Raw genomic sequence first — 14,423 nt, 5'->3', positions numbered from 1 at the left:
TCGAAAGGCCACGATTCGTTATGAACCTACTCAAAACGATCAATCTGGGGCTGGCGTTTCTGCTGGAATTGGCCCTGTTTGCCAGTCTGGCCACCTGGGGGTTTCAGCAGGGCCGCACCACCCTGACCAAGTACCTGTTTGCCATTGGGCTAACGCTGCTGGGCATAACCCTCTGGGGGGTGTTTGCCGCACCCCGGTCGGCCTACCGGCTACCCTTTGCGGGGCGGCTCGTGTTTGAGATCGCCTTCTTCCTGATAGGCGCGTGGCTGCTGTACCTGACCGGACGCCACACCGCCGGGTTACTTTTTGCTGGCCTGGCCCTCGTCAGTGTGCTGATTGCGTTTCTTTACAAGCAGTAAACCATCCCAAGCCTTCCCCAACTGCGCATGACCGCCCACCGGTTTCTGTTTGCCATAGCGCTGTTTGTCGCCGCCTGCTCATCACGTACCGAGCGAAACAATACCGCCACCGATAGCCCCAAAACAACCGCTATCGCGTCTGATATAGGTTATTATCAACTCGACGGGGACTCGGTGGTGATTCCCCGCGTGACCATCGCCCTGCAACTGAGCCCCAAAGCCGAAGCGAAACTGAAAGCAGATAAAGAAACGGTGATCGTGGCGGCCTTTTTCAGCGGCACGCCTAAAGACACCACGAGTCAGGAATTTCTGGAATCGGGCGAAGTGGGTGTGAAGGATCAGAAAATCGAGTTGACGACGGCCCGGGTAGCCACCTTCGAAAACCTCAAATTTGCCCGAAAAGACTACGACGCGCTGGCCGATAAAGACATCCGCCTGCTCGTCAACGTCTACAGCGGTCGCCGGTCGTCGCCGGATAACCTGCTGGATTGTGGCATTGTGGAGGGGCCCATGAGCGACCTGCGCGGCAAACGCCTGCCCATCACCGGCAAGCTGATCTACGGCGACGACTAGGGTTGGCGCTAACCGCACCTGTACAAAACCCACCCGCCACGAGAACCATAACAGCGGGTTTCGTGTCCAACGGGTAGGGTCGGCGTAACGCGGCCCGCTTCATACAATGACAGCCATTACCATTAGTGAAAAAGGGTCGCTGGACAACATTCAGGTGCAGGACCTCGACGTACCCACGCCCAATGCCGGTCAGGTACTGGTGCGTGTGCATGCCTGTGGCATCAATCCCGTTGACTGGAAAGGGGTGATAAACGGTATTTTTCAGATGCCCCACATCATCGGCACCGACATCGCCGGGGTGGTGGAGCAGGTTGGCGCCGACGTGACAACCTTTGCCGTGGGCGACGAAGTGATCGGGTCGCTCGAATGGGCCAAACAGGGCGCGTTTGCCGAGTACATCGTTACGGAGCCAGAACATCTGGCGCTCAAGCCCACCAACCTGTCGTTTGCCGAAGCGGCCGCGATTCCGCTGGCGGGGCTGACGGCCTGGCAGGGGTTGTTCGACAAACTGACCATTCAGCCCGGCCATAAAGTCCTGATTCAGGCGGCGGCGGGGGGCGTGGGCTATTTCGCCGTGCAACTGGCCAAGTGGAAAGGCGCGCGGGTAGTGGCCGTGGCGTCGGAGAAAAACGAAGCCTTCGTGCGGGAAGCCGGTGCCGATGAGGTAGTCGATTACCATGATGGCTACGACAGCCTGCCCGCCGATTTTGATGCCGTGTTCGATAGCATGGGTACGTCGGCGCAGACGATTCCGCTGCTGAAACCGGGTGGCCGCTACGTGACCATTACCGCCAAACCCGTGGAAGGGCTGGCCGAACAACACGGCATTACGGCCCAGCATTTTCTGTTTCATGCCGACGCCGAGCAACTAAAACAGCTCGTCGGGCTGATCGAGCAGGGCGTACTGAAGGTGGTGATCGACCGGCAATTTGCCCTGACCGCCGCCAAAGAAGCGTTGGCGTACCAGAAACTGGGCCATTCCAAAGGCAAGAACGTGTTGCTGGTTCAGTAGCCAGACGGGGTAAGCGGTCTTATGCAGGCTAAAAGCCCGTATGCACCGCTTACCCCTGACCTTCCTGCTGACGCTTTGCGCGCTCGTGAGTCTGGCCCAATCCCGCGCAACGCCCATCGACCGGCAGGCCGTGGTGAATCGGCACCGGGTGGTGCTGACCCGCCCCGACACGCTGGGGTCGCTCACTGTCGGGAACGGCCGGTTTGCCTTCACGGTCGACGCCACGGGCCTGCAATCGTTTCCCGAAGCCTACGCCCACGGCATTCCGCTGGGTACGCAGTCCGACTGGGGCTGGCATCGCTTCCCCAATACGGGTCAGTACCGGTTCGACGAATGCCTGAAACCGTATTCGTTCAACGGGAACGATCGGCCCTATGCTGTGCAGGGCCGCGAACCTGGCCGGGCGCAGGGAGCCGCCGATTATTTCCGCCAAAACCCGCACCGACTGCAACTGGGCAATGTGGGGCTGGTAATTCTGAAACGCGACGGGAAGCCCGCCCAACTGGCTGACCTGCAACAGGTACGGCAGCAACTCGATGTGTGGACGGGCGAAATCAGCAGCTCATTCGTTGTCGAAGGGTCGCCCATCAGCGTCACCACCTGCGCCCACGCGAGTCAGGATGTGGTTGCCGTGCGCGTGGTTTCGACATTGCTGCGGGCTAAGCGCATTCAGGTACGTGTCCGGTTTCCGTACCCGACCAACGCCTTTTCCGACATGGGCGTCAACTACACCCACGCCGCCGACCATCAGACGCAATTAACCCTGCCGACGCTCAATTCGGCCCGTTTCAGCCGTCAGCTCGACGCCGACAGCTACGTAGTGACGGCTCGCTGGCTCGGTGCGGTCACGCTCCGCAACAACGCCCCGCACGACTACACGCTGACGCCCGGCGGGGGTGAAGCGTTTGGGATCAGCGTTCAGTTTTCGCCCAAAGCGGTTGCCAACGTACCTGACTTTACGGCGGTCGCCCAAAGCAGCCGCGCGGGCTGGCGGGCGTTCTGGCTGTCGGGTGGGGCGGTGGACCTGAGCGGCAGCACCGACCCGCGCGCCCACGAACTGGAGCGGCGCGTGGTGCTCTCGCAATACCTCACCCGCGTGCAGTGTGCGTGTACGTCGCCCCCGCAGGAAACCGGCCTCACCTACAACAGCTGGTTTGGTAAACCGCACATGGAAATGTACTGGTGGCACGCCGCCCACTACGCGCTCTGGGGCCGGACCGAACTGCTCGAAAACAGCATGGGCTGGTATGATCGCGCCCTGCCCACCGCCCGCGCCATCGCCACCCGGCAGGGCTACGCCGGGGTGCGCTGGCCCAAAATGACCGATCCCGAGGGGGGCGAAACGGCGTCGTCGGTGGGGTCGTTTCTGATCTGGCAGCAGCCGCATCCCATCTACCTGGCCGAACTAATTTACCGCAATAAACCCGACCGCGCGGTGTTGCAGCGCTACCGCGACATCCTGTTCGCTACCGCCGATTTCATGGCGTCGTTTGCGCACCTCAACCCCGCCACGGGCGGCTATGACCTGGGAAAGGGCGTGATTCCGGCGCAGGAATGTTTCGATCCTGTGCAGACGGTGAACCCGCCTTACGAACTGGCCTACTGGCGGTGGGGGCTGCAAACGGCGCAACGCTGGCGGCAGCGGCTGGGCCTGCCGCCCAATCCCGACTGGCAGCGCGTGATCGACGGGCTGGCCCCACTGGCCCAACAGGATGGCCTCTACAAAGCCGCCGAAAACGTGACCGACTCGTATGGCCCCAACAGCGCCTACACCATCGACCACCCGGCGGTGTTGGCCGCAATGAGCACGCTGCCGCCCAACGGCGTGGTGGACCCGGCGGTGATGCAACGTACCTACGACCGGGTGGAGCAGGTCTGGCACTGGAATCATACCTGGGGCTGGGATTTCCCGCTGGTCGCCATGACGGCGGCCCGCCTCGGTCGGCCCGATAACGCCATCGACGCGCTGCTGAGGAATGTCACGACCAATACGTACCTGATCAACGGACACAATTACCAGACGCCCCGCCTGACGCTGTATTTGCCCGGCAACGGGGGCCTGCTGGCGGCAATGGCCTTGCTCTGCGCGGGTTACGACGGCAACCAGACACCCACGCCCGGTTTTCCAAAAGATGGTCGCTGGCAGGTACGTTGGGAAGGGCTGCACCCCATGCCGTAGGGGATAGGCGACATTTTAACATACCTTAATACCTACCGTTGCAACGACTTACTGTAACCCGGGTCGTGTGGGTACACTCGTCTTTCGCTCCGTATGCGCACCCTGTTTATCGTCTGCCTGTTTCTGGTATCGGCTTCCTCACGGGCCCAACCGCTCACCGACACCCAAAAACTGGCTTCGCTGGCCAAACTATGGGGGTTTCTGAAGTATTACCATCCCGCCGTAGCGCCGGGGAAACGCGACTGGGATCAGCAACTGATGGCGTTGCTGCCTGCGGTGCAACAGGCGGCCGATAAACAGGCATTATCCGCCGTTTATGGGCAACTTCTCGATGAGTTGGGGCCGGTGAAATCGTGCCGGAATTGCCCGGTCAGCGAGTCGGGGCAACGCAACCTCGATCTGGCTTTTCTGTCTGATTCGCTGGTGTTTACACCCGATCTTCAAGGGCGACTGACCTACCTGATCGCCAACCGCTATCAGGGGAAACCGTATTACGTGCAGCAACCGGCTCCGCAATCGGGGTTTGCGCTGTCGTTTGATAATGAAAAACTATACGAAAACCTCCATCAGCCCGGACGCGGGACCGCCGCCGAGCCGTGTCGCCTGCTGGCCCTGTTTCGCTATTGGAACGTCATCCAGTATTTCTTTCCCTACAAGTACGCCGTCGATGGCAGCTGGAACGACGTACTGACCGACCTCATCCCCGTATTTCGACAGGCAACCACCGAAGAGGCTTATCAAGGCGCTCTTTATCAACTGACTAGCCGCATCAACGACAGCCATGCCTTCATGCAGAACGTCGACAAAACACGCTGTCTGCGTTGTGAGTGGGGTAAGCTCTGGCTCCCGTTTGAAGCGACCTTTCTGGATCGCCAACTCGTCGTTACCCGCCGCTTCAACGATTCGCTGAACGTACCCACGGTCGTAACCGCCGGCACCGTCATTCACGCGATTGATGGCGAGCCGATTCCGGCCCGTGTTGAGCGCCTGCGCCCGTTTATCGCGGCCTCGAATGAAGGGGCGCTACTGCGCGACCTGCGGTGGCTGATTGGCGTTGGCACTAACCCCGAAGCCCGGCTTACCATCCGGCACAACGGGCGCGACACCGTCGTGCTGGTGCCTCGGTATCCCTACCCGAAACTGGGCCGGGCTATAGCGGCTGCGTCCACTGCGCAGCAATATCCTGTGAGCCAATGGCTGGCTGACAGCGTTGGGTACGTAAACATGGGCAAGCTCACGACGCCCCAGGTCGACAGTGTCATGCAGCCGCTGCAAGCCGCCCGCGCCCTGCTGGTCGATTTGCGGAATTACCCAAAAGGCACCCTCTGGCTCATCAGCCGCTACCTGACCGATGAGCCCGTTCCGTTTGTGCGCTTCACCCGCGCCAACCTGCGGTTTCCGGGTACGTTCGCCAGCGAGAAACCGACCAGGCTACCCCACCTGAAAGGGAAAGCCTATCGCGGTAAACTTATCGTGCTGGTCGACGCCGAGACGCAGAGCCAGGCCGAATTTACGGCGATGGCGTTTCGGTCGGTTCCGGGTACGTTGCTGGTGGGCAGCCCCACCGCGGGTGCCGATGGGAATATTGCGTGGGTACCCCTGCCGGGCGGCTACCGAACGGCCTTCAGCGGGATTGGCGTGTATTACCCCGACGGCCGCGAAACCCAGCGTGTCGGCATTGTGCCCGACGTGCTGGTCACGCCCACCCCGGCCGGTATCCGGGCTGGCCGCGATGAGGTGCTGGAACGGGCGTTGCAGCTGATTCAACGCACCGACGAGCCGTTGCGTTGACCAGCCCGGTCTGCCTTTTTTGGCAAAAGCAGTTCGCGCTATGTTAAGTGCGGTTGTTGAAGTGCTTTTACTGTTTCAAACCGAACGAAACACGAAGTAACAGCATGACAACACGTAGAGTCTTTCTGAAAAGCACCGGAGGGTTAGCCGCCCTGAGCAGCCTGGGCGGCACGCAGGCATTGGCCACGGCTCCCGTCGCCGCCAATGACGATCAGTTCAAACTGGGCATGGCGGGCTATACGTTTGTCCATTTTAAACTCGATCAGGCGCTGGAGATGCTGCGCAAAGTGGATGTGCACTACCTGTGCATCAAAGATTTCCACCTGCCGCTCGACAGCACCCCCGAACAGATCGCCGAGTTTCATGCCAAGCTGAAAGAGTCGAACGTGACGGGCTACGCCGTGGGGCCCATCTACATGAAAACCGAGGCCGAAGTTGATCGGGCGTTTGCCTATGCTAAACGGGTAGGGGTGAAGCTGATTGTAGCCGTGCCCAACGTGGAGCTGCTGCCGCTGGTGGATAAGCGGGTGAAGGAATACGACTTCCGCGTGGCCATTCATAACCACGGCCCCGACATTGCGCTCTACCCCAACCCGGCGTCGATTTACAAGGAAATCAAAGACCTCGACCCGCGCATCGGCTTTTGCTTCGACATGGGCCACGACAAACGCTTCGGCGAAGATCCCGTTGCCGATTTGCAGATCTACGCCAAACGCATTTTCGACATTCACCTCAAAAACGTGTCGGCAGCGACCAAAGAAGGCAAAACCTGCGAGCTGGGCCGCGGCGTGATCGATATTCCGGCCTTTGTGCAGATGCTCCGCAAAATCGGCTATTCGGGTTCGTGCAGCCTCGAATACGAGAAAGACATGAAAGACCCGCTGGCCGGTATTGCCGAGTCGGTGGGGTATTTCCGGGGCGTTTGCGAGGCGACCCGCTCAGCCAAGCGCCGCTCTTAATTCGTTTGTTGTTCCTGTCACCACAACCTGATTTCTTCCTCCAACTCCTGCGTTTTATGGACAATTCCAGACGTGATTTTATCAAAAAAGCAGCCCTGGGCACCGCCGGTTTAACGGTTGCCAGCTACGGCATGTCGGCCAAAAGCTACGCCCGCATTCTGGGTGCCAACGAACGTATCCACGTCGCCATTGCCGGGCTGGGTCGGCGGCTGGGCGCTTACTACGAACCCATCGGCAAAAAAGAAAGCAACGTCGAACTGATGTACCTGTGCGACGTGATGAAGAAACAGCGCGAAGCCGGGGCGCAGAAGTTTGCCAAACACATCAATTACCAGCCGAAGCTGGAAAACGACATTCGGAAGGTCATTGCCGACAAGAACGTCGATGCGCTGTTTATCGCCACGCCCGACCACTGGCACGCGCCGGGTACGTGGCTGGCTACGCAGGGCGGCAAGCACGTGTACGTCGAAAAACCGTGCAGCCACAACCCCCGCGAGGGCGAAATTCTGATGGAGTGCCAGCGCCGCTACGGCAAGGTGATCCAGATGGGCAATCAGCAGCGCTCGGCGGTGGAGTCGATCGATATTGTCAATCAGATTCATAACGGGGTGATCGGTACGCCCTACAAAGCCGTGGCCTTCTACGTGGCACAGCGCGGCGAAGTGCCCATACCCAAAGCGGCGCCCGTGCCCGACGGCCTCGACTGGGATCTGTTTCAGGGACCGGCTCCGCGCATGCCCTACACGCACGACACCTGGGACTACAACTGGCACTGGTATGGCTGGCACTACGGCACGGCCGAAAGTGGCAATAACGCCACTCACGAACTCGACGTGGCGCGGTGGGCCTTGCAGGTCGAGTACCCCGAATACGTGTCGACCGAAGCGGCCAAGCGGCACTTTATGAACGACGGCTGGGCGATATACGACACGATGGAAGCGACCTTCCGGTTTCCGGGCAACAAGATCATTCAGTGGGATGGCAAAAGCCGCAACGGCTATAAGACCTACGGCTCCGACCGCGGCACGGTCATTTTCGGCTCAACGGGCAGCGTTTACGTCGACCGGGACGGCTACAAATTGTACAACCGCGATGGCAAGCTCGTGAAAGATAGTAAGTCGGCTGGTTCCGAGGCGGGTACGGCGCTTGGCGGCGGTGGCGACATGACCACCCGGCACGTGGTTAACTTCTTTGAAGCCATTCGCGGCAAGGAAAAACAGGCATCGCCCATCGATGAAGGCGCCAAGAGTACGTTGCTCTGCCACCTGGCCAATATCTCGTACCGGGTGAACAAACCGTTTGAGGTCGACACGAAAAATGGCCACATCAAAGACAAGGAAGCCATGAAGTTGTGGAGCCGTGACTACGAAAAAGGCTGGGCTTATTCGGCATAAAAACGTCGGTTGAGCCAATCTGAAGGAACGTTCGTCGTTGAACTTATAGGCTGCTTCGGTAGTCTTAAGAGAGGTGGGTGGCCCCAAAGCGGCCCGCCGTATGGTGCAACGTTAACAGAAAGAACACATGAAAACGGTAAAATTTGCCCTGCTTCTGATTGGTTTAAGCCTGTTTATCAGCCCATTTGCTGAAGCCCAGCGGTTTCGTCACCGCCACCATTATCGCCACTATGCTCGTCCGGTGTATGTGGCACCGCGCCCGGTCTACGTAGTACCCCGTCCCGTTTATGTCGCCCCGCGCCGCTACTATGCTCGGCCGCGCCCGGTCTATTACGCGCCGCGTCGGTATTACGCCCCGCGCCGCTATTATGCCCGGCCCCGCCCCGTTTACGTAGCGCCTCGCCGGGTCTATCGGCGCTGGTAACGCCCCGCGCGTCAACTACAGTTTATCTGAATCAACGACGTACCCGATCCACTAGCTAGTGGATCGGGTACATTCTTTTCTGGCGAAATGATGGCGAGTGGGAACGTACCTGACTAGCTGGCAACGTACCCAGCCGCCTCGTCGGCGAAGAAAACCAGACACTTACTCGTCCAGACTAAGCACATTGGCACCCAGTTGCTCGTTCATTTTTCGCTCAAGCCGTTGCGGGTGTACCGTGATCATGATTTCGACGGAGCCTGTGCTCACCGTGGCGGACAAAATATGGCCCGCGTGTGCCCTGAACTGCTCGTCGCCGACAACGCCATGCGCGTGAATCGACGGCTTGCCTTCCTGCCAGGCCAGGCTACCCGTCAGGCTGGTTAGCTCGACGTCCGTAAACGTTTTTGGTTTGTACTCCTTCTTTTTGAAGTCGAAAAAGCCAAACTGGATCGTGACAAACCCTAGTCCGGTGAACGTAGCCGACGGGATGGCTTCCTGCCGGGCGAGCGCTTCCAACTGCTCAAAGACATTGTCGCCCTGCTGCAACACCATCAGGTAGCCAGCGGGCACCTTAGTAAAGCGCTTCGGTTGGCCCGTTTGGGCTAGTGTAGGCGTGCTCATCAGGCATAGGACCAAAAGTAAATACAGAAACAGACGGCGCATGGGGTCGTTGGCAGTTAGCTATCTCGTAAGACCCAGGCCGCTGACCAGTTGTTTTCCCAATCGCTATCAGGTGCGGAAGAAAGTTGTTTTTCAGCAGACTATCGAGCCTTGCTGGAGAAGCACGTATAACAGCGCTGATGAGCCTAAACAGTGAAGAGCTAGCCTGTTTGCTCCCAAATGATGAGCGACTTTGTGCCGCTTTCTCACGCCTCAGCGGATAGCCGGAAACTTACTTTTTCGCTACCAGGCTGGGCGGTACAGTTGCCCAACGGCCCCAGACTACGAAAAGCGAAAGGGCCAACACGACAACGTTGATCGGGGTGTTGGCGCCTTCACCACGAGCCAGGTGAAAGACAATGGCACTCAGCATCAGGGTAGCGCAACCCAACGCTGCCAGGACGGTCAATCTCGGCCTGATCTGGGTGAGCGCCGGTAAAACGATGCCCACACCACCGCATACATCGAGCAGGGCGGTTAGCCGGAGCAGGTTCGGATAGGCGCCCGCCCAGGGCCACATCTGGGCGAGGGTAGCAATGGGGGTGACCAACTTGAACACGCCCGAGCCGATGAACAGTAGAGCCAGCAGTACTTGGGTAACCCACAAGGTGATGTGGAGCGTTTTCGAGGTTTTTTTCGGACTTGTCATCCCGGATACGGAGTAGGTGGTCTGACAAAGGTCTTTACTTTTACTTGCCAGTTGTGGGCAGTTACCTGAACGTAAGCGCTATGATTTTAACCGAAGGCAAAACCAAGCAGATCGATTGTATAGACCAGATACTACCCATCCGGGATGCGCTGGACGTGATCAGCGGCAAATGGAAAGTGTTGATTCTGACGTCTATTATGCGCGACAATCGCCGTTTCACGGAAATACAGCGTAGCATCCCCAAAATCAACCCTAAAGTTCTCGCCAAGGAATTGAAGGATATGGAGGAGCACCAGTTAATCCAACGCATCGTTCACGAGGACAATCTGGGTTTGATCGAATACGTGGCTACGGATTACTCTCGTTCGTTGAAGAACGTGATGATGGAACTTCATAACTGGGGTGTCAATCATCGCAAACAGCTACTGGGAAAATAAGCCCCTGAGGCCATGGCCTCCGGCCGTACAAGGCCTTGTAGACGGGGGGTAAAACAGACGACAAGCGGCTATGCAACCACCCTGCCAGTGCTGCATCTTCGCCGAAAAGACCATGAAGACGTATTCAAACCTGATCCTGCCTATTCTCCTGGCCGTTACAGTTTGGGCCGCGACCGGCTCCGATTCGCGGGCGCAAAGTGGGATTAATGGCGGTAAGCCAGTTATTACCTACAACACCTATGGGCCTCTGCCTCAGATTAAGACGCAGTTTCCGCCTGCTTTCCCTGGTGGCGACGATAAACTGAACACCTTTGTGCTCAATCAACTTGATGACGCCGAGAACCCCATCAAGCTAGGGCGGAAAACCTGGTTGACTGCCACGCTCGACAAGACCGGTAAGGTCATCGAATTGGTCCCGACGTATGATGCCGATCCGACGTTGAAAAAGGAACTGGCGCGGGTAGGTGCTGCCATGCCTCACTGGCGTGCCGGGACGATTAATGACCGGGGCGTAGCGAAGACCTATCAATTTCTACTGCGCCGCTAAACAGTGCATTAACACAAATCATAGCCTGACTCATTACTATGATTCCTCAACGTATTGCGCCATCGGCTGCGCTGCGCCCGTTTGTCAAGGAGTGGCTGGTGCTGGAATCCACCGATCCGGCGGCACCGGCGCAGTCGTTTTCGTTTTTTGCCGATGGGTTTCCCGGTCTGGTCTTTCAGCAATCGGCCCGCGCCGGGGTGCTACTGGCCAACAAGACCGATACGCTGGCGTCGCTGTTTCTGTACGGTCAGCCGGTCAAACCCGTGCAGATTACGACTGAAGGACCTTTCCGGCTCATTGTCGGTTTGTTGCACCCGCAGGCGATCGGGCCATTACTGGCGGTTAGGGCTAATGAACTGACGGATACCTGTTATGACCTGAGTGCGTTGCCAACGCAGGGCATCGAGTCTTTGCAGGAGCAGCTTTGGCACGAAACGGCGGCCCAGCAGGTCAGCCGGTTATCGGCCTATGTGCTCCAACTCGCCCGAACCAGCGCCCTGGGCGTCGACCCGGCGCTGGACTATGCCCTTGGGCGGATTCGGATCACAAACGGGCTGACCCAATTGCCCGCGTTGCAACAGTACCTCAACCTTTCGGAGCGCACCTTTGAACGTCGGTTTGAGCAGTACGTTGGCATTTCACCGCGCCTGTTTTCACGCATTTGTCGGTTTCAGTCGGCACTGAGTCAGCTGGAAAGCCGCCACTACCAGAAGCTGTCAGACATTGCGTTCGACAACGGATACGCCGATCAGTCGCACTTCATCCGCTCGTTTAAAGAATTCACGGGCGTGACGCCCCTGCAGTTTCGGCGGCATCGGGCCGATGCCCGGCTACTCAGTCCGCTGGGTACGTAAGGCGCGCTGTCGGTTTTGTTCTATTTTCACCCTTTGCCGACGGGTACGTTTGTCCTAAAAAAAGGATATGCGCATCATCATTTTTGGAGCAACGGGCAGCATCGGCCGCGAGCTCGTTCGTCAGGCACTCGATCAGGGACACACGGTCACCGCTTTCAGTCGTCGACCCGAATCGGTACAGGTTGAGCATCCTTCATTGCAGGTATACGCGGGCGACGTACTGGATTACGCGGCTGTTGAGCAGGCCATCGGCGGGCACGATGCCGTATTGTGTGCCTTAGGGGCGGGGCGCAAAGGGGTTGTTCGCGCCGAAGGTACCCGGCATATTATTCAGGCGATGGAACGTGAGGGGATTGATCGCCTCATTTGCCAGACCACGCTGGGCGCTGGTGACAGTCGGGAAAATCTGAATTTTTTCTGGAAATACCTGATGTTTGGTCTGTTGCTGAAACAAGCCATGCAGGACCACGAACTGCAGGAGCAATACATCCGGCGCAGTTCGCTCGACTGGACGATCGTTCGGCCCGCCGCCTTTACCGATGGCCCGCTCACCAACCTGTATCAACACGGCTTTGGCACCAACGCTGCCGGGCTGAGGCTGAAAATCTCGCGTGCCGACGTGGCGGCTTTCATGTTGGCTCAACTCACGACGGCGACGTACCTGCGGAAAACGCCGGGCCTGTCGTATTGACAGCCAACGAAAAAGCCCGTTTCGAGCAACATCTCGAAACGGGCTTTTTGACTATTAAGCTATGCTGTGTACCGACTACTTGTAGGCCGGGTTCTGCACCAGCGTGGGCTGACCGTTTTTGAAGGCATTATCGATGGCTTGTTGGGGAACGGGGTAATACTCGTTCCGGCCCTTTACAAACCGGGCACCGCGCTTGTAGGTACGTTTGTCGGCCTCCTTCGTTACGTAGGTGTTGAGTACGTCGGCTGCGATACCCCAGCGAACGAGATCGAAGAACCGGTGTCCTTCCATCGCAAACTCAAGGCGCGTTTCAAAGCGGACAGCCTTACGAGCGGCTTCTTTGGTGGCAAACGCCGACGCCGGGTACTCCTTGATGAGGTAGTTGGCGGCAGGCTTGCTTTCATCGACCGTGTAGGCATCGCGGGTGGCACCCTGCGTGGCCAGCTTCACGAAGTCGGCGGGGTTGGCGGCACGCTTCCGAATCATATTGACCAGATCGCGGGCGCGGGTCAGGCTACCGACTTCGGTTTCGGCTTCGGCGAGCCACAGCAGCACGTGCGAGTACCGGATCATGCGGTAGTTGTTGGCCGTCAGGTTTACCCAGCCGGCACCCAGCAGCGTGTTTTTCCGCGAGGCAACGTGCTTCTTGGGCGAGTAGGGGCCACCATACGACTGATCGCGGATGAAGTCGCTGTTATGGATTTTCCAGTCTTTGAAGAGGATACCCCGGCGACCAACCGTCCAGTCGAGGCGGGGGTCAAGGGTGCCCGTGTGGGGCGTGTAAGCCGCTTCGAAGGCAACACCCTGGTCATTTTTCACGTCAGAATCATTGAACGTGTCGAGCAAGGGCAGGCCGTTGGCGTCGGTTTTGTAGGCGTTCACGAGGTTTTGCGACGGCTGATAGAAGCCGCAGCAGCCCCAAGGCGATGCGTAGGGGTGAGCCAGGCCCATACCGGCATTGGCAGCGCCATCATCGGCCGCCGACTTGGCATATTGCACCTCGAAAATCGACTCCTTGTTGTTGCGGGTGTCCGAATCGAAGTTCTGCGAGTAATTCTCCATCAGGGAGAATTTGCCGCTGTTCACGATTTGGTCGAGCAGCGCTTTGGCCTGCTGCAGTTTGGCCGCATTAGGTGCACCCGTGCTGATATCAAACCCCTGGAACATGTAGGTCTTGGCTAGGTGTGCCATCGCTGCCCACTTGGTTGGGCGGCCGGGTTCAGCCTGTGTTTCGGGCAGCACCGCCATCGCTGCCTGGAAATCGGCTTCGATGTTTGGCCAGATCTCCTTGTCGTTTGGAACCTTGGTCGAGTTCGGGTCGCTGGCATCGTAGATTTTCTCGTCGATGTATGGAACGTACCGGAAAATCTTCCGGGCCTCGAAGTGGAAATAGCCGCGCAGGAACCGGGCCTCGGCCTCGATCTGCTTCTTGCGGGCATCGGTGATCCCTGTGGCGGCGCCTAAGTTGTCGAGCAGGTCATTGGTACGCGCAACCCCCTCATACAGCCCACGCCATTTGTTGCGGGTGTGGTTGAGGGTCGGCTGGAAGTCGTAGCGTTCGATGAACGACTGTTCGGGTTGGTCACCCGAGTCGGTGCCTTTATAGGCATCGTCTGATGCAATACCACCGTAGACCCAGTTCTGTACTTCGTGGTTCCAGGCGTCTTGCCCGTCGATCCCCTGTCCGTCGATCATGCCATAGGCACCAATCAGCAGCCCCTCGATGCCGTTGCTGTTGCTAAGCGAGGCGGGGCTGTACTGTCCCTGTGGCTGACGGGTCAGAAAGTCGGTGCTACACGCATCCAGCAGCAAAAGGCCGGTGAGCGTAAGCGTCGAGATGACAATTTTTTTATGAAGAAGTTGCATAATGTTATGCCGATTGTCTTTGGGAGTA

Annotated in this window: 15 protein-coding genes; 12 read left to right on the top strand and 3 right to left on the bottom strand. The window is 58.4% G+C overall.

Annotated elements, in window-relative coordinates; genetic code table 11:
- Nucleotides 1-20 precede the first annotated feature (20 nt).
- From FAES_RS22075 to FAES_RS22040, 8 genes are all read left to right on the top strand, one after another.
- Entirely contained in the window at nt 21-359 is a 339-nt protein-coding gene (locus FAES_RS22075; RefSeq protein ID WP_015333405.1) for a YrdB family protein, read from the top strand.
- Between the two features lie 27 nt (nt 360-386).
- The gene (locus FAES_RS22070) at nt 387-932 is read left to right on the top strand and encodes a hypothetical protein (protein WP_015333404.1); all 546 of its coding nucleotides are present in this window, start codon (nt 387-389) and stop codon (nt 930-932) included.
- A gap of 106 nt (nt 933-1,038) precedes the next feature.
- The gene (locus tag FAES_RS22065) at nt 1,039-1,944 is read left to right on the top strand and encodes an NADP-dependent oxidoreductase (protein WP_015333403.1); all 906 of its coding nucleotides are present in this window, start codon (nt 1,039-1,041) and stop codon (nt 1,942-1,944) included.
- 40 nt (nt 1,945-1,984) lie between these two features.
- The gene (locus FAES_RS22060; RefSeq protein WP_015333402.1) at nt 1,985-4,123 is read left to right on the top strand and encodes a hypothetical protein; all 2,139 of its coding nucleotides are present in this window, start codon (nt 1,985-1,987) and stop codon (nt 4,121-4,123) included.
- Nucleotides 4,124-4,216: 93 nt separating this feature from the next.
- On the top strand, nt 4,217-5,914 hold the full coding sequence (locus FAES_RS22055) for a S41 family peptidase (protein ID WP_015333401.1): 1,698 nt from the start codon (nt 4,217-4,219) through the stop codon (nt 5,912-5,914).
- 104 nt (nt 5,915-6,018) lie between these two features.
- Nucleotides 6,019-6,873 (top strand): sugar phosphate isomerase/epimerase family protein, encoded by an 855-nt coding sequence (locus tag FAES_RS22050; protein WP_015333400.1) that lies wholly within the window; start codon nt 6,019-6,021, stop codon nt 6,871-6,873.
- Between the two features lie 56 nt (nt 6,874-6,929).
- Nucleotides 6,930-8,267, top strand: coding sequence for a Gfo/Idh/MocA family protein (locus FAES_RS22045; RefSeq protein WP_015333399.1), 1,338 nt, complete (start codon nt 6,930-6,932; stop codon nt 8,265-8,267).
- A 127-nt stretch (nt 8,268-8,394) separates the two neighbouring features.
- Nucleotides 8,395-8,691 carry a hypothetical protein gene (locus FAES_RS22040; RefSeq protein ID WP_015333398.1) on the top strand — a complete coding sequence of 99 codons (297 nt, stop codon included), beginning with the start codon at nt 8,395-8,397 and terminating at the stop codon, nt 8,689-8,691.
- Between the two features lie 162 nt (nt 8,692-8,853).
- Here the strand turns inward: FAES_RS22040 and FAES_RS22035 are convergent, their stop codons facing one another.
- Together FAES_RS22035 and FAES_RS22030 are read right to left on the bottom strand one after the other, a co-directional pair.
- Nucleotides 8,854-9,354 (bottom strand): PPC domain-containing DNA-binding protein, encoded by a 501-nt coding sequence (locus tag FAES_RS22035; RefSeq protein ID WP_015333397.1) that lies wholly within the window; start codon nt 9,352-9,354, stop codon nt 8,854-8,856.
- A gap of 229 nt (nt 9,355-9,583) precedes the next feature.
- Entirely contained in the window at nt 9,584-10,000 is a 417-nt protein-coding gene (locus FAES_RS22030) for a DoxX family protein (protein WP_015333396.1), read from the bottom strand.
- An 80-nt stretch (nt 10,001-10,080) separates the two neighbouring features.
- Between FAES_RS22030 and FAES_RS22025 the strand changes: the two genes are divergently transcribed.
- The 4 genes from FAES_RS22025 to FAES_RS22010 all read left to right on the top strand — a co-directional run bounded on the left by FAES_RS22025 (nt 10,081) and on the right by FAES_RS22010 (nt 12,529).
- Entirely contained in the window at nt 10,081-10,437 is a 357-nt protein-coding gene (locus FAES_RS22025; protein WP_041258288.1) for a winged helix-turn-helix transcriptional regulator, read from the top strand.
- Nucleotides 10,438-10,507: 70 nt separating this feature from the next.
- Entirely contained in the window at nt 10,508-10,984 is a 477-nt protein-coding gene (locus FAES_RS22020) for a hypothetical protein (RefSeq protein ID WP_015333394.1), read from the top strand.
- Nucleotides 10,985-11,022: 38 nt separating this feature from the next.
- Nucleotides 11,023-11,838 carry a helix-turn-helix domain-containing protein gene (locus FAES_RS22015; RefSeq protein ID WP_015333393.1) on the top strand — a complete coding sequence of 272 codons (816 nt, stop codon included), beginning with the start codon at nt 11,023-11,025 and terminating at the stop codon, nt 11,836-11,838.
- Between the two features lie 67 nt (nt 11,839-11,905).
- The gene (locus FAES_RS22010; RefSeq protein ID WP_015333392.1) at nt 11,906-12,529 is read left to right on the top strand and encodes an NAD(P)-dependent oxidoreductase; all 624 of its coding nucleotides are present in this window, start codon (nt 11,906-11,908) and stop codon (nt 12,527-12,529) included.
- A gap of 75 nt (nt 12,530-12,604) precedes the next feature.
- Here the strand turns inward: FAES_RS22010 and FAES_RS22005 are convergent, their stop codons facing one another.
- A complete protein-coding gene (locus tag FAES_RS22005; protein WP_015333391.1) occupies nt 12,605-14,395 on the bottom strand; it encodes a RagB/SusD family nutrient uptake outer membrane protein in 1,791 nt (596 codons plus the stop codon).
- Nucleotides 14,396-14,423 lie beyond the last annotated feature (28 nt).

This window comes from Fibrella aestuarina BUZ 2, assembly GCF_000331105.1.
Classification (GTDB): domain Bacteria; phylum Bacteroidota; class Bacteroidia; order Cytophagales; family Spirosomataceae; genus Fibrella; species Fibrella aestuarina.
Note: the sequence above shows the minus strand (reverse complement) of the source record. Positions and strands in the feature narration are given on the sequence as shown.

Bases quoted from the DNA above. Each gene is read 5' to 3' on its own strand.
- FAES_RS22020 (WP_015333394.1), top strand. From the start codon at position 10,508: ATGCAACCACCCTGCCAGTGCTGCATCTTCGCCGAAAAGACCATGAAG.
- FAES_RS22010 (WP_015333392.1), top strand. From the start codon at position 11,906: ATGCGCATCATCATTTTTGGAGCAACGGGCAGCATCGGCCGCGAGCTC.
- FAES_RS22070 (WP_015333404.1), top strand. From the start codon at position 387: ATGACCGCCCACCGGTTTCTGTTTGCCATAGCGCTGTTTGTCGCCGCC.
- FAES_RS22055 (WP_015333401.1), top strand. From the start codon at position 4,217: ATGCGCACCCTGTTTATCGTCTGCCTGTTTCTGGTATCGGCTTCCTCA.
- FAES_RS22035 (WP_015333397.1), bottom strand. From the start codon at position 9,354: ATGCGCCGTCTGTTTCTGTATTTACTTTTGGTCCTATGCCTGATGAGC.
- FAES_RS22015 (WP_015333393.1), top strand. From the start codon at position 11,023: ATGATTCCTCAACGTATTGCGCCATCGGCTGCGCTGCGCCCGTTTGTC.
- FAES_RS22065 (WP_015333403.1), top strand. From the start codon at position 1,039: ATGACAGCCATTACCATTAGTGAAAAAGGGTCGCTGGACAACATTCAG.
- FAES_RS22060 (WP_015333402.1), top strand. From the start codon at position 1,985: ATGCACCGCTTACCCCTGACCTTCCTGCTGACGCTTTGCGCGCTCGTG.
- FAES_RS22040 (WP_015333398.1), top strand. From the start codon at position 8,395: ATGAAAACGGTAAAATTTGCCCTGCTTCTGATTGGTTTAAGCCTGTTT.
- FAES_RS22030 (WP_015333396.1), bottom strand. From the start codon at position 10,000: ATGACAAGTCCGAAAAAAACCTCGAAAACGCTCCACATCACCTTGTGG.
- FAES_RS22005 (WP_015333391.1), bottom strand. From the start codon at position 14,395: ATGCAACTTCTTCATAAAAAAATTGTCATCTCGACGCTTACGCTCACC.
- FAES_RS22050 (WP_015333400.1), top strand. From the start codon at position 6,019: ATGACAACACGTAGAGTCTTTCTGAAAAGCACCGGAGGGTTAGCCGCC.
- FAES_RS22045 (WP_015333399.1), top strand. From the start codon at position 6,930: ATGGACAATTCCAGACGTGATTTTATCAAAAAAGCAGCCCTGGGCACC.
- FAES_RS22075 (WP_015333405.1), top strand. From the start codon at position 21: ATGAACCTACTCAAAACGATCAATCTGGGGCTGGCGTTTCTGCTGGAA.
- FAES_RS22025 (WP_041258288.1), top strand. From the start codon at position 10,081: ATGATTTTAACCGAAGGCAAAACCAAGCAGATCGATTGTATAGACCAG.